Origin of the sequence: Nocardioides humilatus, from assembly GCF_008373755.1 — a bacterium.
Classification (GTDB): domain Bacteria; phylum Actinomycetota; class Actinomycetes; order Propionibacteriales; family Nocardioidaceae; genus Nocardioides; species Nocardioides humilatus.
In genome coordinates, this window is sequence record NZ_VUJV01000002.1 from 160779 (window position 1) to 180247 (window position 19469).

16 protein-coding genes are annotated in these 19469 nt (G+C 70.7%); 13 read left to right on the forward strand and 3 right to left on the reverse strand.

All coding sequences use genetic code 11. The features are described from left to right. Window positions 1-74 precede the first annotated feature (74 nt). Window positions 75-2300 (forward strand): CDP-alcohol phosphatidyltransferase family protein, encoded by a 2226-nt coding sequence (locus F0U44_RS07625; RefSeq protein ID WP_188113380.1) that lies wholly within the window; start codon window positions 75-77, stop codon window positions 2298-2300. A 6-nt stretch (window positions 2301-2306) separates the two neighbouring features. Here the strand turns inward: F0U44_RS07625 and F0U44_RS07630 are convergent, their stop codons facing one another. Next, entirely contained in the window at window positions 2307-2990 is a 684-nt protein-coding gene (locus F0U44_RS07630) for an anti-sigma factor family protein (RefSeq protein WP_149727702.1), read from the reverse strand. Continuing rightward, window positions 2987-3508: a sigma-70 family RNA polymerase sigma factor gene (locus F0U44_RS07635; protein ID WP_149727703.1), complete on the reverse strand. Its 522-nt coding sequence runs from the start codon at window positions 3506-3508 to the stop codon at window positions 2987-2989. The genes F0U44_RS07630 and F0U44_RS07635 overlap by 4 nt, the downstream gene beginning before the upstream one ends. Window positions 3509-3562: 54 nt before the next feature. Between F0U44_RS07635 and nhaA the strand changes: the two genes are divergently transcribed. After that, entirely contained in the window at window positions 3563-4669 is a 1107-nt protein-coding gene (gene nhaA, locus F0U44_RS07640; protein WP_149727704.1) for a Na+/H+ antiporter NhaA, read from the forward strand. Here nhaA and acs read toward each other — a convergent pair. Beyond that, window positions 4644-6626 (reverse strand): acetate--CoA ligase, encoded by a 1983-nt coding sequence (gene acs / locus F0U44_RS07645; RefSeq protein ID WP_149727705.1) that lies wholly within the window; start codon window positions 6624-6626, stop codon window positions 4644-4646. The genes nhaA and acs overlap by 26 nt on opposite strands. A 187-nt stretch (window positions 6627-6813) precedes the next feature. Here acs and F0U44_RS07650 point away from each other — a divergent pair, with 187 nt between their 5' ends. The 11 genes from F0U44_RS07650 to F0U44_RS07700 all read left to right on the forward strand — a co-directional run bounded on the left by F0U44_RS07650 (window position 6814) and on the right by F0U44_RS07700 (window position 19464). Then, window positions 6814-8268, forward strand: coding sequence for a pyridoxal phosphate-dependent decarboxylase family protein (locus F0U44_RS07650; RefSeq protein ID WP_149727706.1), 1455 nt, complete (start codon window positions 6814-6816; stop codon window positions 8266-8268). Further along, a complete protein-coding gene (locus F0U44_RS07655; RefSeq protein ID WP_149727707.1) occupies window positions 8265-9596 on the forward strand; it encodes a lysine N(6)-hydroxylase/L-ornithine N(5)-oxygenase family protein in 1332 nt (443 codons plus the stop codon). Before F0U44_RS07650 ends, F0U44_RS07655 begins: the two co-directional genes overlap by 4 nt. Then, window positions 9593-11860, forward strand: coding sequence for a GNAT family N-acetyltransferase (locus F0U44_RS07660; RefSeq protein ID WP_149727708.1), 2268 nt, complete (start codon window positions 9593-9595; stop codon window positions 11858-11860). The genes F0U44_RS07655 and F0U44_RS07660 overlap by 4 nt, the downstream gene beginning before the upstream one ends. Next, window positions 11857-12366, forward strand: a complete 510-nt coding sequence (locus F0U44_RS07665) for a GNAT family N-acetyltransferase (protein ID WP_149727709.1) — start codon at window positions 11857-11859, stop codon at window positions 12364-12366. The genes F0U44_RS07660 and F0U44_RS07665 overlap by 4 nt, the downstream gene beginning before the upstream one ends. 143 nt (window positions 12367-12509) lie before the next feature. Further along, window positions 12510-14954 carry a DUF11 domain-containing protein gene (locus F0U44_RS07670; protein WP_149727710.1) on the forward strand — a complete coding sequence of 815 codons (2445 nt, stop codon included), beginning with the start codon at window positions 12510-12512 and terminating at the stop codon, window positions 14952-14954. After that, window positions 14951-15694: a sortase domain-containing protein gene (locus F0U44_RS07675; RefSeq protein ID WP_188113381.1), complete on the forward strand. Its 744-nt coding sequence runs from the start codon at window positions 14951-14953 to the stop codon at window positions 15692-15694. Before F0U44_RS07670 ends, F0U44_RS07675 begins: the two co-directional genes overlap by 4 nt. 41 nt (window positions 15695-15735) lie before the next feature. After that, window positions 15736-16368 carry a TetR/AcrR family transcriptional regulator gene (locus tag F0U44_RS07680; protein ID WP_149727712.1) on the forward strand — a complete coding sequence of 211 codons (633 nt, stop codon included), beginning with the start codon at window positions 15736-15738 and terminating at the stop codon, window positions 16366-16368. 47 nt (window positions 16369-16415) lie between these two features. After that, entirely contained in the window at window positions 16416-17756 is a 1341-nt protein-coding gene (locus F0U44_RS07685) for a cytochrome P450 (protein WP_188113382.1), read from the forward strand. Between the two features lie 84 nt (window positions 17757-17840). Next, window positions 17841-18275: a hypothetical protein gene (locus tag F0U44_RS07690; protein ID WP_149727713.1), complete on the forward strand. Its 435-nt coding sequence runs from the start codon at window positions 17841-17843 to the stop codon at window positions 18273-18275. 92 nt (window positions 18276-18367) lie between these two features. Then, window positions 18368-18886, forward strand: a complete 519-nt coding sequence (locus tag F0U44_RS07695; protein WP_246160368.1) for a helix-turn-helix domain-containing protein — start codon at window positions 18368-18370, stop codon at window positions 18884-18886. After that, window positions 18886-19464 (forward strand): DUF6036 family nucleotidyltransferase, encoded by a 579-nt coding sequence (locus F0U44_RS07700; protein ID WP_149727714.1) that lies wholly within the window; start codon window positions 18886-18888, stop codon window positions 19462-19464. Before F0U44_RS07695 ends, F0U44_RS07700 begins: the two co-directional genes overlap by 1 nt. The last annotated feature ends 5 nt before the right edge of the window (window positions 19465-19469 follow it).

Sequence of the window (19469 nt, forward strand, 5' to 3'; positions counted from 1 at the left end):
CTCCTCTCCCGCATCTTCCTGAACCATCACGGTTCGGGCACCGTATCCCCGTTGCACCTACACACGGAGGCGATGTGGACCTGGTTCACGCGGGGGCGGTCGGTTGGACCGTCGCGCTGCTGTGCGGAGCCGCTGCCGCAGCCCTCCTCGCCGGCGCGTTGGCCCGGCACCAGGTCGCGCTCGGCCCCGCCGGCCGGATCACCTCCGTGCGAGCGGCGCTCGCCTGCTCCGTCGCGGGGCTGACGGCTGCGTCCTACCTCGGCAGCGACCACGCCGTGCTGGTCGTGAGCATCGCGACCGTCGGCCTCGTGCTCGACGGCGTGGACGGCCACGTCGCGCGGCGCACCGGCACCGAGACCGCGCTGGGTGCGCGCTTCGACATGGAGGTCGATGCCTTCCTGATCGCGGTCCTCAGCCTCTACGTCGCCCCGACGGCCGGCTGGTGGGTGTTGGCCATCGGTGCGATGCGCTACCTCTACGTCGCCGCCGGCTGGCGGCTCACCTGGCTACTCCGTCCGTTGCCGCCGCGCTACTCGGCGAAGGTGGTCGCGGTCGTCCAGGCCGTGGTGCTGGTGGTGGCTGCCAGCGAGCTGTTGCCGGCCGTTCTGACGCAGGTCACCCTGGCGGTCGCCCTCGCCCTCCTCGTCCACTCCTTCGGTCACGACGTCCGGGTGCTGTGGCGGCAGCGCGAGGAGCCCCTGCCCGTCACCGAGGGGGCGCTCGGCGGCCCGCTCGTGCCCGCCGGTGCGGTGACGGCTGCGGCGGCCGTGGCGCTCTGGGTCGCGCTCGTCGGCGACCCGTTCCGGATCCCCGTCGAGGGCCTGGTGCTGGTCGCCGCTGCGCTGGTGCTGCCGCCCGCGATCCGGCGCTGGGCCGCGGCCGGCTTCGGTGCGCTGGCGGGCGTGCTGGTGGTCCTCCGCATCACCAACGTCGGATTCGACCGGGTGCTCGACCGGCCGTTCGACCTGCTGGGGGACTGGTCCTACTTCGGCTCGGGCGTCGGCGTCCTCGGCGACTCGATCGGTGACCTCGCAGCACGACTCGTGGCCGTCGGGGCCGTGGTGCTGGTCGTCGTCGTGGTCGTCGGCCTCGCCCTCGCGGCCGTGCGCGTGGCCCGTTCGGCGGCCGAGCACCGGCGCGAGTCGGCGCGAGGCGTGGTCGCGCTCGCCGCGGTCTGGGCGGTCCTCGCGGTGACCGGCAGCCACGCCGCGTCCCTCAGCGCGGCCGGCCTCGCCGTCGACACGGTCGACCAGGTGCGCGCCGGCTTCGCCGACAAGGGCGAGTTCGCCGACGAGATCGAGCAGGACGCATTCGCCGACACCCCTGCCGACGAGTTGCTGACGGGACTGCGCGGCAAGGACGTGCTGCTCGTCTTCATCGAGAGCTACGGACGGACGGCGACCCACGGGTCGTCGTACTCACCGGGCGTTGTGGACGTGCTGCGCCAGAGCACCCGGCAGCTCGACGCGGCGGGCTACCGGATGCGGACCGGCTTCCTCACCTCGCCCACCTTCGGCGCGGCCAGCTGGCTCGCCCACTCCACGACCCAGTCGGGGCTGTGGGTCGACAGCGAACGCCGCTACGGGCAGCTCCAGGACAGCGACCGGCTGACCCTCACGAGCGCGTTCGAGCGGGCTGGCTGGCGGACCGTCTTCGACGTACCGGCCAACACCCGCGACTGGCCCGAGGGTGCGGCGTTCTACGGCTACGACGAGATCTACGACTCCCGCAACGTCGACTACCGCGGGCCGGAGTTCGGCTACGCGCCGGTGCCGGACCAGTACACGCTCGCCCACTTCCGCAACACCGAGCTCGCGGCCCAGGACCGGAAGCCGGTCTTCGCGGAGATCGACCTGATCTCCAGCCACCACCCCTGGACGCCGCCCCCGCCCCTGGTCCCGTGGGACGAGGTCGGCGACGGGTCGGTCTTCGACGGCACCACCGAGGACGTCTCCGCCGTCGACGAGGCGCAGGACCCCGACCTGGTGAAGGAGCTCTACGGCCGTTCGATCCAGTACTCCTGGCAGACCCTGGTCTCCTGGCTCACCGTCGATCCCGACCCCGACCGGGTGCTCATCGTCCTCGGCGACCACGAGCCGCACTCCTACGTCAGTGGCGATGCGGACTACCCCGGCGGCCACGACGTGCCGATCTCGGTGATCACCCAGGACCCGGCGGTCGCGCGCCGGATCGCCTCGTGGCAGTGGGAACCGGGCCTCTCCCCGTCGCAGGACGCCCCCGTCTGGCCGATGTCGGACCTGCGCGACCGGATCCTCACCACCTTCGGCCCGCGCGGCTGACCGCGGTCAGCGGGTCAGTCGGAGCACCGCTTCGCCGCGCGCGTCACGGACCTCGATGGTCGCGATGTCGTCGGGGGACGCTGCCGCCGACCCGATGACGTGCAGCTCCTTGCCCGGGATCGCCCGCCAGGTGGCGACCTGCTGCTCCACCAGGTCGTTGGTCGTCACGACCAGCGTGTAGGCGTAGGCGGCGTGGCCGCCGTAGGGGCTGTCGTACTCGCAGTCGAGCTCGAGCCGCGTGCCCCAGGCGACCTCCGTCAGCGAGACCCAGCCGCTTGAGGAACCCGATCCGACCGGCATCATCCGCAGCCGTTCGGCCGTGGGCGCCACCTGCGGCACGGGCCGGTCGTCGTCGGCCAGGCTCGCCGCGAGTCCTGCCGACCCGGCGCCCACGACCACGACTGCGGCAGCAGCGGCGAGCAGGGTGCGCGTCTGCCGGCGGCGCTGGTCGCGTCGGGCGTGCGCGACGAGAGCAGGGAGCAGGGTCTCGGGCACGCTGACCGCCTCGGGTGGCGCCTCGAGGACGTCGGCGGGCACCCGGGCGAGGAGGCCGGGCAACCCCGCCAGCTCGCGTACGGCGGCCGTGCAGTCCGCGCAGCCGGCCAGGTGCCGCTCGTAGTCGGTGCGCTCGGCCGGGGAGAGCGAGCCCAGCACGTAGGCGGCGTCCCACTCGTGGAAGTCGCAGGTCATTGGGTCACCCCCAGCTCCTCGAGCGCGAGCCGCAGGGCGCGGAGCGCGTAGTGGGTGCGCGATTTCACGGTGCCCTCGGGGATGTCGAGACGGCGGGCCGCCTCGGCGACCGAGCGCCCGCGGTAGTAGCACTCGAGCAGGACGTCGCGGTGCTCCTGCGACAACCGGGTCAGCGCCTCGGCGACGACCCACGACTGGAGCAGCTCGTCGGTGCGGTCCTGCGTGGGCGTGGTGTCGGGCAGCTCGTCGGTCGGGAACTCCCGGCGCGACCGTTTCGAGCGCCACTCGTCGATGACGATGTTGCGGGCGACCGTGAAGAGCCAGGAGCGGACCGATCCGCGCGAGTCCTCGAGCACCGTGGCGTTGCGCCACGCGCGGAGCAACGTCTCCTGGGCGACGTCCTCGGCACGGGCGTGGTCGTTGCCGGTCAGGTGGAGGCAGAAGGCCCAGAGCGCGGGGGCGTGCTCGTCGTGCAGCTGGCGCATCACTGCGGCCGGGCTCCCCGGGTTGTCGGACATGGGCACCTCCCACCACTGACACGGAGCGGCGCGGTCTGTGGTTCAGTCTGCCGGGTGACGTCCTTCCTCCGCCGTTTCCTGCAGGTGGAGTCCGCGAGCTCGGTGGTCCTCCTGGCGGCGGCCGCCGCGGCGCTGGTGTGGGCCAACGTGTCGATGGCGTCCTACGGCGACTTCTGGCACCCGCACCTCCAGCACTGGGTCAACGACGGCCTGATGGTCGTCTTCTTCTTCGTCGTCGGGCTGGAGATCAAGTACGAGCTGGTCGAGGGCGACCTGCGCGATCCGCGCACGGCCGCGCTGCCCGTGGTGGCGGCAATCGGCGGCATGGTGGTGCCGGCCCTGCTCTACCTGGCGGTCGCCGGCCGGGACGCCGCCGCCGGCTGGGGCATCCCGATGGCGACCGACATCGCCTTCGCGGTCGGGGTGCTCGGCCTGCTGGGCTCGCGCCTCCCGAGCGCGGCCCGGCTCTTCCTGCTGACGCTCGCGATCGTCGACGACATCGGCGCGATCGTGGTGATCGCGGTCTTCTACACCGACGACCTGGCGCTGGGCTGGCTCGCCGCCGCGGTCGGTGGGCTGCTGGTGGTCGTCGGGTTGCGGGTCGCGGGCGTGCGGTGGTGGCTGCCCTACCTGGCCGTCGGGGTGCTCGTGTGGCTCGCGCTGCTGCAGTCCGGGGTGCACGCAACCCTCGCCGGGGTCGCCCTCGGCCTGCTCACTCCCGCGGCGACCGCGGCAGGGTTGCAGCAGCGGGTGCACCCGCTGTCGGCGTACGTCGTCCTGCCGGTCTTCGCCCTCGCCAACGCCGGGGTCGCGCTCGGATCCGGGGTGCTCGACGGCGATGGGTCGGCGGCCGTGGCGCTCGGGGTCGGCGCCGGCCTGGTGCTCGGCAAGCCGCTCGGGATCCTGCTGGCGTGCTTCGTTGCAGTGCGGGTGCGGCTGGCCCGCCTGCCCGACGGCGTCGGCTGGGCTCAGCTCACCGGCATCGGAGCCGTCGCCGGCATCGGCTTCACCGTCTCGCTCTTCATCGCGGGCCTGTCCTTCCCGGACGCGCCCGCGCTCACCGAAGCCGCCAAGGTGGGCGTGCTGGCCGGCTCCGTCCTCGCGGCAGCAGCCGGCCTCGCGTTGCTCGCCCGGGTCAGTCCTCGCCAGCCCCCTTGTTGAGCCCGTCGGAGATCAGACTCATCACCGAGCTGTCGGCCAGCGTCGTCACGTCGCCGACCTCGCGGTGCTCGGCGACGTCGCGCAGCAGGCGGCGCATGATCTTGCCCGAGCGGGTCTTGGGGAGCTCGGCGACGATCATGATCTGACGGGGGGTCGCGATCGGGCCGATCTCCTTGCGGACGTGGGCGCGGAGCTCCTGGACGATCTCGGACCCACCGTCGCCGGCGGACTCGCGGAGGATGACGAACGCACACACGGCCTGGCCGGTGTCCTCGTCCTTGGCGCCCACGACCGCGGCCTCGGCGACCTTGGGGTGCGACACGAGTGCGGACTCGATCTCGGTGGTGGAGAGCCGGTGGCCCGACACGTTCATCACGTCGTCGACCCGACCGAGGACCCAGATGTCGCCGTCGATGTCCTTCTTCGCGCCGTCGCCGGCGAAGTAGTAGCCGAGGTCGCCGTAGGTCTTCCAGTAGGTCTCGACGTAGCGGTCGTCATCGCCCCACAGGGTGCGCAGCATCGAGGGCCACGGCTCGGTGACGACGAGGTAGCCGCCCGAGCCGTTGGGCACGGACCGGCCCTTGTCGTCGACCACGTCGGCGGCGATGCCGGGGATCGCAGTCATCGCCGAGCCCGGCTTGCCGGCGGTCACGCCGGGCAGCGGGCTGATCATGATCGCGCCGGTCTCGGTCTGCCACCAGGTGTCGACCACGGGAGCACGGTCGCCACCGATGACGGTGCGGTACCAGATGTAGGCCTCCGGGTTGATCGGCTCACCGACCGATCCGAGGATCCGGATCGAGGACATGTCGGAGCGGTCGGGGATCTCGCGGCCCTGCTTCATGAACGAGCGGATCGCGGTGGGGGCGGTGTAGAAGATCGTGACGCCGTACTGCTCGATGATCTGCCACCACCGGCCCCGCTCGGGGGCGTCGGGGGTGCCCTCGTAGACCACCTGGGTCACGCCGTTGGCGAGCGGCCCGTAGACGATGTAGGAGTGGCCGGTGACCCAGCCGATGTCGGCGGTGCACCAGTAGACGTCGGTCTCCGGCTTGAGGTCGAAGACCGCGTGGTGGGTGTAGGACGCGCCGGTCAGGTAGCCGCCCGTGGTGTGCAGGATGCCCTTCGGCTTGCCCGTCGAGCCGGAGGTGTACATGACGTAGAGCGGGTGCTCGGCGTCGAACGCCTCGGGGGCGTGCTCGGTCGAGGCGCCACCGACGACGTCGTCCCACCAGACGTCGACGGCGTCGTCCCAGGCGACGTCCTGGCCTGTACGACGGACCACCAGCACCTTCTCCACCAGGTCGGTCTTGGTCCTGGCCTCGTCGACCGCCGGCTTGAGCGCCGCCGGGGCGCCGCGGCGGTAGCCGCCGTCGGAGGTGATGACCAGCTTGGCCTGGCAGTCGTCGATGCGCGATGCGAGCGCGTCGGCGGAGAAGCCACCGAAGACGACTGTGTGCGGGGCGCCGATGCGCGCGCAGGCCAGCATCGCGACGATCGCCTCGGGGATCATCGGCATGTAGATCGCGACCCGATCGCCGGCATTGACGCCGAGCGCGGTCAGCGCGTTGGCCGCCTGGCAGACCTCGTCCTTGAGCTGGGCGTAGGTGATGTCGCGGGTGTCGCCCACGGGCTCACCGACCCAGTGGATCGCGACCTTGTCGCCACGGCCGGCCTCGACGTGCCGGTCGACGCAGTTGTACGACGCATTGAGCTTGCCGCCGGTGAACCACTTGAAGAACGGGGCGTTGGAGTCATCCAGCACCGTGTCCCAACGCTCGGCCCAGGTGAGCCGCTCGGCCTGCTCGGCCCAGAACGCCGGCCGGTCCTGCGCAGCCCGCGCATAGGCGTCCGCCGTGACGTTGGCGTTGGCCGCGAGATCCGCCGGCGGCTCGAACCGACGCTCCTCCTTGAGCAGGTTGGCGAGGGTCTCTTCGGACGACGAGCTGTCGGTCACGGGGTCTACTCCTGGGGGTCGCGGGTGGGCGGGGACCACATTAGGACCGGGAGTCTGCGTGGTCACGGGTTGCGGGTGCGTTGCGACCCGGGCGCGACCGTGTGACCGAGCGCACGCCGGTCCCCTCGTGACAAGATCGGGCGCATGGCTAAGGTAAGGCTTACCTAATTTCTCGAAGGAGCCTGCCGTGTACCCGCCCCCGCTGCACCACGTCTTCCATCCCGCGAACGCCGAACACTACGCAGCGACGATCGGTGAGGGGCTCGAGCACCTGGTTGCAGCCCTGGGTGCGGTCGCTGGCCCGGCGACGGGCCGCAGCGTCGCGGACGCGGCAGCCCGGGTCACCGCGGTCGACCTCGACGCCCCGCTCGGCGACACCGCCGCCGCGCTCGCCGAGCTGTCGCGGGTCTGGCTCGACGACGCCGTGTGGTTCCACGAGCCGGCGTATGCCGCGCACCTGAACTGCCCGGTCGTCGTACCGGCGCTCCTCGCGGAGCTCTTCATCGCCGCGGTCAACAGCTCGATGGACACCTTCGACCAGAGCGTCGGGGGGACGTTCGTCGAGCGGCACCTCATCGACTGGACCGCTGGGCGGATCGGCTTCGGCGACACCGCCGACGGTGTCTTCACGAGCGGCGGCAGCCAGTCCAACCTGCAGGCGCTGATGCTGGCGCGCGGCCACCTCGAGCGCGAACAGCTCGGCCGGCTGCGGATCTTCGCATCGGCGGACAGCCACTTCTCGGTGCAGAAGTCCGCGCGGATGCTCGGTCTCGGCGAGGACAGCGTCGTCTGCGTGCCGACCGACGAGCGGCACCGGCTCGACCCGGCCGCCCTTGCTCGGTCGCTCGCTGCGTGCACCGACCTCGGCCTGCGCCCGATGGCGATCGTCGCGACGGCCGGCACCACCGACTTCGGCGCCATCGACCCGCTGCCCGAGATCGCGGACCTGGCGCGTGCCTACGACACCTGGTTCCACGTCGACGCCGCCTACGGCGGTGGGCTGCTCGTCTCCCCGCGCTACCGGCACCGTCTCGACGGCATCGACCGCGCCGACTCGGTGACGGTCGACTATCACAAGACGTTCTTCCAGCCGGTCTCCTCCAGCGCCCTGGTCGTCCGCGACCGCGCCCTCCTCGCGCCGGTCACCTGGCACGCCGACTACCTCAACCCGAAGGATGCGGGCAGCCCCAACCAAGTCGACAAGAGCCTCCAGACCACGCGCCGCTTCGACGCCCTCAAGCTGTGGCTGACCCTCCGGACGATGGGTCCCGACACGATCGGCGCCTACGTCGACGCGGTGATCGACCTCGCCCGCGAGACGTTCTTCGCGATCAGCGACGAGCCCGATGTCGAGGTCGCCGCGCGACCCGAGCTCAGCACGCTGGTCTTCCGCTACGTGCCTCCGGGAGCGGACCTCGACGAGGCAGCGCTCGCGGACCTCAACCGCAGCATCCGCGCCGACCTCTACGCGTCGGGGCGGGCGATGGTCGCGGCCACGAAGGTCGACGGTCGGCAGTACCTCAAGCTCACCCTGCTCAACCCGCTCGCGACGGTGCGCGACATCGTGGGCGTCGTCGACCTGGTCCGCGAGACCGGCGCACGGCTCGCGGGCCCCCGCCCGGCGCTCGAGGCCGCGCGATGAGCTCCTCCGACCGCAGGGTCCACGACTTCGTCGCGATCGGGCTCGGCCCGTTCAACCTCGGGCTCGCCTGCCTGACCGACCCGCTGCGCGAGAGCGACGGTCTCGACGGCGTGTTCCTCGAGGCGCGCGACCGCTTCGACTGGCACCCCGGGATGCTCCTGGACGACGCGACCCTCCAGGTGCCCTTCCTCGCCGACCTCGTGACGATGGCCGACCCCACCTCGCGCTGGTCGTTCCTCAACTACCTCAAGCAGAGCGGCCACCTCTACCCGTTCTACATCCGAGAGAGCTTCTACCCGCTGCGCCGGGAGTACGACGACTACTGCCGCTGGGCCGCCGAGCGGCTCGACTCCGTGCGGTTCGGCCAGCAGGTCGTCGCGGTCGAGCACGACGGACGGACGTACCAAACCACCACGGCGAACGGCGAGTCCCGCCTGAGCAAGCGGCTCGTGGTGGGGATTGGTACGTCGGTTTGCATCCCCGCCGCCCTCCAACCGCTGGTCGACCACGCCTCGGTAACCCACTCGGCCGACTACCTCGCCCACAAGCCCGAGCTCCAACGGCAGGAGACGATCACGATCGTCGGCAGCGGGCAGAGCGCGGCGGAGATCTACTACGACCTCCTTACCGAGGCGCCGGTCCACGGCTACGACCTGGTGTGGCTGACGCGAAGCCCGCGGTTCTTCCCGATGGAATACACCAAGCTCACGTTGGAGATGACCTCGCCGGAGTACGGCGCCTACCACCGCGCGCTCCCCCTCGACACCCGCGACCGGCTCGCCCGCGACCAGCGCCACCTCTTCAAGGGCATCAGTGCTGACCTCGTCGACGCGATCTTCGACCTCCACTACCAACAGCGGGTGACGGGCGAGGGCCCGCGCACGACGCTGCTCACCAACACCGAGGTCCGCGGCGCCAGCACGACCGAGGCCGGCCACGAGCTCGACCTCCTCCACGTGGAGACAGGTGAGTCCTTCGGACTCACCACCGGGGGACTCGTGCTCGCCACGGGCTACGCCCCGACCCCGCCCGCCTTCCTCGACGGGATCCGTGACCGGCTGCGCTTCGACGAGCGCGGCCGCTACGACGTCGCCGGCGACTACTCGGTCGACGTCGCCGGAGGGGAGGTGTTCGTCCAGAACGCCGAGGAGCACACCCACTCCCTCCTCGCCCCCGACCTGGGGATGGGCGCCTTCCGCAACTCGGTGATCATCGCCGCGATGCTCGGTCGCGAGGCCTACCCGGTGGAGAAGCGGATCGCCGTACAGACCTTCGGCGTGCCCGACCATCTGCGGCGGTCCCCGCTGGTCGAGGAGGTCGCGCGATGAGACTGACGATCGAACCCCTCGACCTCCAACGCGATCTCGACCTGCTGCACGGCTGGGTGACGCACCCGCGCTCGGTCTTCTGGATGATGCAGGGCGCGTCCCTCGCCGACGTCCGCAAGGAGTACGGCGACATCCTCGCCAACCCCCACCACGACGCCTTCCTGGGACGGGCCGACGGGCGACCGGCCTTCCTCGTCGAGACCTACGACCCGGCCCACTCGGTCCTGGCCGGGCGCCCGGAGCTCGCCGCCGGCGACCTCGGGATGCACGTGCTGGTGGCACCTCCCGACGGGGCTCCGGTGGCCGGGTTCACCCCCCAGGTGTTCGCGGCCGTCATGGAGCACTGCTTCGCCGATCCGTCAGTGCGGCGCGTCGTCGTCGAGCCCGACGCCGGCAACGCCGCGATCCGGCGCAAGAACGTCGATGCGGGCTTCGTCGAGCTCCTCGAAGTCCCGCTCCCCGGCAAGACCGCGATGCTGTCGGCCTGCACCCGCGAGGCCTACGAGGCCGCGGCCGGCCTCGGCGCGGTCGCGCACCTGACGCCCGCGCTGATGGAGCGTGCGCATCGGCACCTGGTCGCGAAGGCGATCGCCGAATACAGCCACGAGCGCCTCCTCGCTCCCGTGGCCGACCCCGAGCGGCCGGGGTGGTGGACGGTGACGGCCGGCCCGTCGTCGTACTCCTTCAGTGCGCGGCGGCACGCTCTCGAGCACTGGGTCGTCGACCCCGCCTCGATCGCACCGATGCCGGATGCGCAGGTCTTCGTGGCGGAGCTCGCTCCGGTGCTGGGGATCCCCGACTCGCTGCTGCCCGTCTACCTGGAGGAGATCGCCTCGACCCTGGCCGCCGCCGCGTGGAAGCTGCGCCACCGCCGGGTCCCCGTCACGGACCTCGTCGACGCGAGCTACCAGGAGATCGAGGCCGCGATGACCGAGGGACATCCCGCGTTCGTCGCCAACAACGGCCGGATCGGCTTCGGCCTCGACGACTACACGGCGTTCGCCCCGGAGGCCGGCGCGACGGTGCGGCTGCACTGGGTCGGTGCCCGCCGGGACCTGTCGCGGTTGACGCTGGGGGAAGGCCTGACGGAACAGAGCCTGTACGCCGGCGAGCTGGCGCCGCTCACACGCGACCGATTCGCGGGGCGGCTGCGCGCACTCGGGCTGGACCCGGCCGACTACCTCTACCTGCCGGTGCACCCGTGGCAGTGGACCAACAAGCTCGCGATCACGTTTGCACCGGACGTCGCCCGGCGCGACCTGGTGCACCTCGGCGAGGGCGACGACGAGCACCAGGCGCAGCAGTCGATCCGGACGTTCTTCAACCGGAGCCGGCCCGAGCGGCACTACGTGAAGACCGCGCTCGCGATCCAGAACATGGGATTCCTGCGCGGTCTCTCGCCGGCCTACATGGCGGCGACGCCGGCGATCAACGACTGGGTGGCCGCGACCGTCGAGGCCGATGCGGAGCTGCGGTCCTGCGGCTTCTCGGTGCTGCGCGAGCTGGCCGCGATCGGCTACACGGGCGACGCTTTCCACCGGACGGCCGGCCCCTCGGCCCACCGCAAGATGATCGCGGCCCTGTGGCGTGAGAGCCCGGTGCCGCAGCTCGCCGAGGGTGAGCGGCCGATGACGATGGCGGCGCTGCTCCACCGCGACGCTGATGGCGACGCCCTCGTGACGGCACTGATCAAGGAGTCCTCGCTGGATGCCGACGCCTGGGTGCGCAGCTATCTCCGCGCCTACCTGCGGCCGCTCGTGCACTGCCTCTACGCCTACGACCTGGCTTTCATGCCGCACGGGGAGAACCTCGTCCTGGTGATGGCGGACCACGCTCCGGTGCGGGCGTTCATGAAGGACATCGGCGAGGAGGTCGCCGTGATGGGTGAGCTGCCGCTGCCGGCCGAGGTCGAGCGGATCCGCGGCACCTTCCCCGAGGACGTGATGGCGCTCGCGATCCACACCGACGTCTTCGACGGGGTCCTCCGCTTCGTCGCGGCGATCCTCGACGAGGACGGGGTGCTGCCCGAGGAGGAGTTCTGGGCCTTGGTCCGCGCGACGATCGAGGAGCACGCCGCGGACCATCCCGAGCTGGCCGCTGCTGCCGCGCGCTACGACCTGCTGCGGCCGGACTTCCTGCACAGCTGTCTCAACCGGCTCCAGCTCCGCAACACCCTGCAGATGGTCGACATCACCGACCAGGCGCAGTCGCTGATGTTCGCCGGCACCCTCCGCAACCCCGCGGCCCGACAGGAGACCAGATGACCGTCACTCTTCGCCCGCTCGACCCCGGTGCCGACACCCCGGCGATCCACCGGTGGGTCACCGAGGACCGCGCCGGTTTCTGGGGGATGGGCAACTGTGACCTCGCGAGGGTGGAGGAGATCTATTCCTACATCGACGAGCAGGAGCACCTCGCCGCCTACGTCTTCGAGGTCGACGACACCCCCGTCGGGGTCCTCCAGACCTACGACCCGGAGGTCGACGAGATCGGGCAGTGGTACGACCGTCGCGCCGGCGACGTCGGGGTCCACCTGCTCCTGGCCGACCACCCCGCACGAGCCGGGAGGACCAACGAGGTGATCGCCGCGGGCCTGACCTTCCTGTCCGCGCAGCCGGGTTGTGCTCGGCTCGTCTTCGAGCCCGACGCCCGCAACGAGCTGTCCGTGGCGATGATGGAGCGCATCGGTGCGCAGCGAGGCCCGCTCGTCCAGATGAGGACGAGCCTCACCGAGAAGCCGGCCCAGTTCTTCTTCCTCGAGGTGCGCTGAGGGCCACTAACCGTCCACAGCCCCACCTGGGCCGCGGCTTCTCCACAGCCGCTCGTGCTCGCGATGGGGTTGGTCGCCTCTTCCTGGGTTGATGGGCGTCGCCAGTCACCGAGCTCGCGACGCTCACAACCAGAGGTAGGGGAATGTCAGTCATCCGTTCCAGGGCCGTCCGTCAGGCCGCGACGATCGCCATGATCGCCGCAGGCATCGGTGCGGTCGCGCCGTCGGCTGCGACCGCCGAGTCCAACACGCGTGGCCACACGGTGGTGTCCAACCAGGAGTTCCGCGCCTTCGTCGAGGACGGTGAGGAGATCCGGTTCGCGGTCGAGGTCGCGCGGACCTCGGTGCTTCCCTCCGACGTCGGCTACCGGGTCACGCTGAAGGGACCCGGCGGAGTCAGCCAGCACTGCGTGCTCCCTGCGGGTGCCGACGTCGGTCGCCGCTGCGAGCTCGGCCCGATCACGGCGCGGCGCACGGGCGTGTGGCAGGCCGACGTGTCCGCGACTGGTGCCCCCGACATCGAGGGCTTCAACGCCGCCGATGCGGGATCGGCCGGCGACTTCCCGACCCTCGACTGGGACGTGACCGTGCGCAGTGCCGGTGGCGCCGTCGTGCCCGGCCGGGTCTGGGCACCGACCCGCTACTCGATGTTCAACAGCGCCGGTGACTCCCCAGCCGTCGTACGGCGTGGAGCCGGGCCGCTGGCGTTGTTCTACCTGCACGACAACGGGTGGCTCTACCGCGCTCGCTACGCCGCCTACAACGGCATCTACTCGCGGCAGCGCGCCACCAGCCTCGGCGTCGTCGACGCGGTCACCGGCACGCCGGTCTACCGCTCGACGACCAACCAGGACCCGAGGTCGTTCACCATCGACCACGCCGACCAGGACTACTTCAAGATCTTCTTCGAGCGTCCCGACAGCGCGATGCCGGCGACCGCGACCGCGTGGAACGGGCACACGCTCGTGCTCAACCGGGCACCGGCACCGTTGACGCCGACCGTCCGTGCGTTGATGTTCGTGGAGGACGACGACCTCGCGACGCACGCCGGCACCTACCGGCTGGCCGCGGCCAACCACTCGGGCGTCGTCGACGTCGTCGTCGACTCCGACCTCGACGGCGAGCCGAGTCCGGCCGACGTCCGGATCAGCCACGCGGTCAACGCCGTGCCCGACGGCGTCGAGATCACCGGCGCCTGGGACGGCAAGGCCGCCGATGGCACGGTGGTCGATCCCCGCCGACCGGTCACGATCTGGGCGGTCATCGACCGCGCTGGCGAGATCCACTTCACCAACTCCGACGTCGAATACCGCTCGGGGATCGAGGTCGAGCGCCTCAACGGTCCGGCGGGTGGGCGATCCCTCCTCTACTGGGACGACCGAAAGCTGCGCATCGACGGCAAGCACCAGGAGCGCACCCGCGCCGTCGACGGGCGTGACGGTGTGGACACCTCCGGTGGCGCACACGACCTTCCTGCCGCTGGATCCGGAGGCGGCCTGGGCTGGGGCAACGAGCGGTTCATCGACGACTGGACCTACGTCCCGGTCGGCATCGCGGCCCAGGCGCAGGTCCCCGCCGACCTACGGCTCGTGAAGACCCGGGTCGGCACCGGGCCGGTGCACCCGGGCGACGAGATCAGCTGGCAGGTGCGGATCGGCAACTTCGGCGGCGCGACGGCCACCGACACGGTGGTTACCGATCTCGCGGTGGACGACGAGGTCGAGGACCTGGTGCTGTCGGACCCGTCGAAGGGGACGGTCGACGCGCTGACGTGGGACGTCGGCGATCTGCCGCCCAACGCCACCGCGACCGTGACGGTGACAGGCACCGTCGCGGCTGGCGCCACCGGACCGGTCGACAACCGGGCGATCGCGACATCGCCTGACGATCCGACCGGCCCGCCGGTTGACCCCGCTGCAGACTGCGAGGACAACGCGAGCCTGGTGGCCGACGTCGACAACTGCGATCTGGTCAGCACCCCGATCACGCCGGCCCCGGTCACCCGTGCCGACCTGGTCATCGACAAGGAGAGCGTCGACCTGGCGATCGATGCGGCGGAGCACACCGGCGACGTCACGTGGCGGATCCGCGTCCGCAACAACGGCCCGTCCGATGCGCCTGACGTCGTGGTCGACGAACTGCCCGGCGCAGGAAGCGACACCGCGCTGACCGTGGTCCGTGGTCCCTCCCGCGGTTCGTTCGACGCCGACGCCCAGAGCTGGTCGGTCGGCGACCTGGAGGCGGGCGCCCAGGCGACGGTCGTCGTCCGTACGACGCACCCCCTCGCGGCGCTGCAGCACGGCGTCGTCAACACCGCGACCGTCACGAGCCCGGTCGACCCCTACGACCCCGACGGCGGGTGCCGGGCCAACGACGGCCTCGACGCCGACGACGACAACTGCGACCACGTCACCGTGACCGCCGACCCGCCGGCGGCAACACCACCCGCTGATCCGGAGAGCCCGGAGACCCCGGCGCTCCCCAGTCTCGGAGCACCGGCAGCGACGGCGATCGTGGGTGCCGCGGGTTCGCTCAGCGCAGGCGTCGCGCTGCTCTGGGTCGGGCGTCGACGCCGTCGAGCAGCGTGAGAGCAGCCCGACGACAACGGGGCGGCAAGCACCGCGCGGCCCGGGTCGGCCCCACTCCCGGTGGGCGGGGGTGGTGGCCGGTCCCGGTCGCGGTGGTCCTCATCGCGGTCGGCCTGTCGACCTGCGGCTGGCTCGCCTGGGAGTACGTCGGCTCGACGGTCGTTGCCCATCACCGCCAGCGGGAACTGGTCACTGACCTCCACGAGCAGTGGAGGTCCTCCGGAGGCGACGGCCGGCCCGGGGTGGGCGACTCGGACGGCTCCGGCGACGTCGTGACCGGACCCTGGGGCACGGCCTTCGCGATCGTGCGGATCCCGGCCTTCGGGCCCGATTACGCCGTACCCGTGCTCCGCGGGACCGGCGACGAGCAGTTCGCGACCGGCTTCGGGCAGTTTCCCGACAGCGCCGACCCCGGCGAGCGCGGCAACCTCGTCCTCGGCGCGCACCGGATCACCCACGGCGAGCCGCTCCGCGACCTGCCCGACCTCGACCCCGGTGACGAGGTGATCGTCGAGACTCGGGAGGCGACCTACGTCTACGAGCTCGACAGCAACAGCTTGGAGGTCAGCTCGTCGGAGTCGTGGCCGGTCGCGTCGCCCCTCGCCGTACCTGTCGGCGCCGCCGACCTGGCGCCCGTCGGACCTGCCACGATCACCCTCATCACCTGCGCGTCTCTCTTCCACACCGACGAGCGCTCTGTCGCGTTCGGACACCTGGCCGAGGTCGAGCGCAGCCGGTGATCGAATGACGTGTCGCCGATCGCCAAAATTAGGATGGCCCCATGCCGAGTGACATCGCGCTGCAGCGCGCCGAGCGGAAGCGCGCCGAGGACAAGCAGGAGCTTGCCGAGGCGGCCTTCGAGGTGTTCGCCGAGCGTGGCTATCACGCGACCCGCATCGCTGACATCACCGCGCAGCTCGGCGTGGGTCAGAGCACGTTCTACAAGCACTTCGAGAGCAAGCGAGCGGTCGTCGACCACGTCCTCGACCAGCGGCTGTCCGCCGTGATGGCGGCCATCGGTGCCGAGAACGCGCCCGGTGCCGCCGACACGCTCGACGACTACCTCGCTCAGGTTCACCGGATCACGGTGACCGTGTTTCGGGAGCTCGCCACCGACCAGCGAGCGCTCCGCGTGATGGTCCTGGAGGCGGTCACGGTCGACCCCGAGCTGGAGGAGCGCTGGAACGGCATCCTCGAGTTCGCCCGCCAGATCGTCGTCGGCTACTACGCGAACGGCATCGAGAAGGGCTACTTCTCCAGCGAGATCGATGTCGACGCCTCCTCCGAGGCGTGTGTCGGACTCCTCCTCGGCGGCCTGCTGCGCCTGCTGCGGGCGCCCGACGACGAGGCCGGCTACGTCCGCTACGTCGACGCAGCGCTCGCGATGGTCGTCGGCGGAGCCGTTCGGGAATAGATATTCCCACCTGGACGAATTGCTCCGATCGACGTTATTCTCGGGGCATGGCAACCATGACGACCGCGCCTGGACCCCCTGCGCCTCCGCTGCTGTCCGGCCCGCTCAGCGCCGCCTACGGTGCGGCGTTCTTGTTGGGCGGCAACCGGCTCGGAGGCGCGGTGACCCGGCACTACGGGCCGGTGGTCTCCGTCCCGATCCTGGGCTTCGGCACCGTCGTCGCGGTGACCGACCCGGTGCTGGTGAAGCAGGTCCTCACCGAAGACCCGCACGTGCTCCTCGGCGGCCAGGGTGTCGGGCCGGCCGCGGCGATCTACGGCAGCGGGTCGATGTTCGTCCAGGACGAGCCGGACCATCTCCGCCGGCGCAAGCTGCTGACGCCGCCGTTGCACGGCAAGCCCTTGGCGTCGTACGTCCCGATCTTCGAGGAAGCGACGCTCGCCGCGATGGCGACCTGGCCGTCAGATCGCCCCTTCAGCATGTTGGCCGCGTCCCGTGCGATGACCCTCGATGTCATCACCCGCGTCATCTTCGGGGTCGACGATCCCGACGAAGTACGCCGCCTCGGACATCCCTTCGAGGACCTGCTCGACCTCGGCCTGACCGAGGAGACCACCTGGCGCTACGTCCTGCGCGGGGTGGGCGGCCTTCGCTGGTGGCCCCGCTACGCCCGCATCAGCCGGGAGCTCGACCGGGTCGTCCTCCCGGCCATCGCTGAGCGCAGGACGGCGCCCGACCTGGAGACCCGCACCGACATGCTGTCGCTGATGCTCGGCGCCCGCACCGAGGACGGCGAGGGACTCACCGACGAGGAGGTCCGCGACGACCTGATCACGGTGATGCTGGCCGGCCACGAGACCACCGCCACGACCTTGGCGTGGCTGTTCGACGAGCTGTTGCACAACCCCCAGGCACTTGCAGAGGTCCAGCGCGAGGCCGACGAGGGTGGCACCGACGTCACCCACGCCATCATCAACGAGTGCCTGCGGCTGCACGCGCCGGTGCCCTTCACGGGCCGGGTGACCACGGCGGCTTATGAGCTCGGTGGCCACACCTTGCCCGCAGGCGCGCACATCGTGCTCTACATCGACGCCATCAACAAGAACCCTGCTACCTACGACCGGCCCGACGAGTTCGTCGCGGACCGTTTCCTTCACGAGCGCCCCAACAACTTCGCATGGCTCCCGTTCGGCGGCGGCATCAAGCGCTGCCTGGGCGCGAGCTTCTCGATGGTGGAGCTCACGACCGTGCTGCACACGATGCTCCGCAACGGCACCTTCGTCGCCGCGGGCAAGCCGGAGGCGCCCGTACGGCGATCGGTGGTGGTCGTCCCACGCCACGGCACCCGGGTCCGCTATCGGCCACGGAAGGTGGCGGTCGACGCCTGAGGTCTAGCCAGGAGGATGAATCACCGGTGCGTCGCGGGCGCTCTCCCTTGTGTCAGTCCCTCAACACGACAGAAGGAGTCCCCCATGGACGTCAACCGCTATCTCCTCAGCACCCTGCTCCGCCTCCACCCCGAGGCGTGGGACGCGATCATCCCGCACAGCATCTTCGTCGCGAAGGGCGTGCGCTTCGGCAAGTCCCTCGTCGAGCTCGCCGTCATGTCCAACCGGCTGGGTCAGCCGGTGCGCCCGATGGCCGAGTGGACCGACAACGGCGACCTGCTCGACGACCTCGGCGACGACTCGGCCATCGCCGCACTGATCGCCAAGCTCCTCGCCAATCCCGGTCCCGTCGTCGACGAGGAGATCAAGCCGCACTGGCGCAACGAGGTGCTCGCCGGGGTCGCCCTCGGCCTGGCCTCGGGTGGCGCGCTCGTCGACAGCAATCAGTTCCTCAGCGAGGTCTTCTCCGCCGCCGTCAGCGGCGTCAGCGACGTCGACGTACGTCGTCAGGCCGCCTGACCCCTCGCGGGTCTCGCTCTCCCGGCCGGCCGAGGCGGCACCAGCCCCTCGGCCGGTCGGACCACATAGCAAAGGTTGCTATAGTCGTGTCTATGGACAGTCGCCGCTCGGTGTTGCGCGAGGTGATGTCGGAGACCGGCACCACCCAGTCCGAGCTGTCGCGGATCAGCGGCGTGAAACAACCGAGTCTGAGTCAGTTCCTCTCGGGGCGGGTGGAGATGAGCGACGACATGCTTGACCGGCTGTTGTCGTGCATGGGCTACCGGCTCGAGGTCGTGCGCCGTCCGATCAGGCGCGATCTCGGTCGCTCGCCCGAGCGGTCCTGGCGTCTCCATCGAGAGCTGTCCAAGCACCTCACCCACTCGACGCTCAAGATCTGGGAACCCACGATCCGACGGAACCTCGGGCGGTTGCTGAGCAGCGTGCAGGGTGAGCCACACATCGGCAATCTGGGTCGATGGCGACGGCTGGTCGACGAGCGCGACATCACGCAACTCCGGCGGATGATGACCGGTCGCGACACCGACTCGATCCAGATGCGCGAGGTGTCGCCGCTCGGTGGCTTGCTCTCCCAGGACGAGCGCTCCCGAGCCCTCGAGCGAGTCGGCTGATGCGACGCGACCAGCTCGAGCACGCCATCCGGACCGCCTGCCAGATCATTCAACATCCAACCGTCATCGTGGTCGGATCGCAGGCGATCCTCGGGACCTATGACGAACAGTTGCTTCCAGCCGAAGCGACGATGTCCCTCGAGGTCGACGTGCTCCCCATCGCCGACGACAACGCCGAGACCGCCCGTCTGGCAGATCTCATCGAAGGGGTTGCTGGTGAGTGGTCACCTTTCGAGCAGCAGCACGGGTTCAGCATCGACGGCGTCGACCTTGCAACCGCGATACTTCCGACGGGTTGGCGCGACCGCCTGGTCAAGGTGCAGAACATGAACACCGCGGCCCCGTCTGGTTCGCCCGAGTACGTCGGGTGGTGTCTGGACAAGGAGGACCTCTGCGCCTCGAAACTCTGCGCATTTCGTGAGAAGGACCGGAACTTCGTCGCCGCGCTTCTCGACGCCGGACTCGTCGACCCCGTGGTCATCGCCGATCGGCTTGCCGACGTACCTCCGGCAGAGCGATCGAAGACTGAACGCGGCGTGACGTGGCTCGAACCGTGGACGCAAGGTCGCGACAGCTGAGCCCC

Bases quoted from the DNA above. Each gene is read 5' to 3' on its own strand.
- F0U44_RS07670 (WP_149727710.1), top strand. From the start codon at position 12,510: ATGTCAGTCATCCGTTCCAGGGCCGTCCGTCAGGCCGCGACGATCGCC.
- F0U44_RS07655 (WP_149727707.1), top strand. From the start codon at position 8,265: ATGAGCTCCTCCGACCGCAGGGTCCACGACTTCGTCGCGATCGGGCTC.
- F0U44_RS07690 (WP_149727713.1), top strand. From the start codon at position 17,841: ATGGACGTCAACCGCTATCTCCTCAGCACCCTGCTCCGCCTCCACCCC.
- F0U44_RS07660 (WP_149727708.1), top strand. From the start codon at position 9,593: ATGAGACTGACGATCGAACCCCTCGACCTCCAACGCGATCTCGACCTG.
- F0U44_RS07665 (WP_149727709.1), top strand. From the start codon at position 11,857: ATGACCGTCACTCTTCGCCCGCTCGACCCCGGTGCCGACACCCCGGCG.
- F0U44_RS07635 (WP_149727703.1), bottom strand. From the start codon at position 3,508: ATGTCCGACAACCCGGGGAGCCCGGCCGCAGTGATGCGCCAGCTGCAC.
- F0U44_RS07685 (WP_188113382.1), top strand. From the start codon at position 16,416: ATGGCAACCATGACGACCGCGCCTGGACCCCCTGCGCCTCCGCTGCTG.
- F0U44_RS07695 (WP_246160368.1), top strand. From the start codon at position 18,368: ATGGACAGTCGCCGCTCGGTGTTGCGCGAGGTGATGTCGGAGACCGGC.
- F0U44_RS07630 (WP_149727702.1), bottom strand. From the start codon at position 2,990: ATGACCTGCGACTTCCACGAGTGGGACGCCGCCTACGTGCTGGGCTCG.
- F0U44_RS07680 (WP_149727712.1), top strand. From the start codon at position 15,736: ATGCCGAGTGACATCGCGCTGCAGCGCGCCGAGCGGAAGCGCGCCGAG.
- F0U44_RS07700 (WP_149727714.1), top strand. From the start codon at position 18,886: ATGCGACGCGACCAGCTCGAGCACGCCATCCGGACCGCCTGCCAGATC.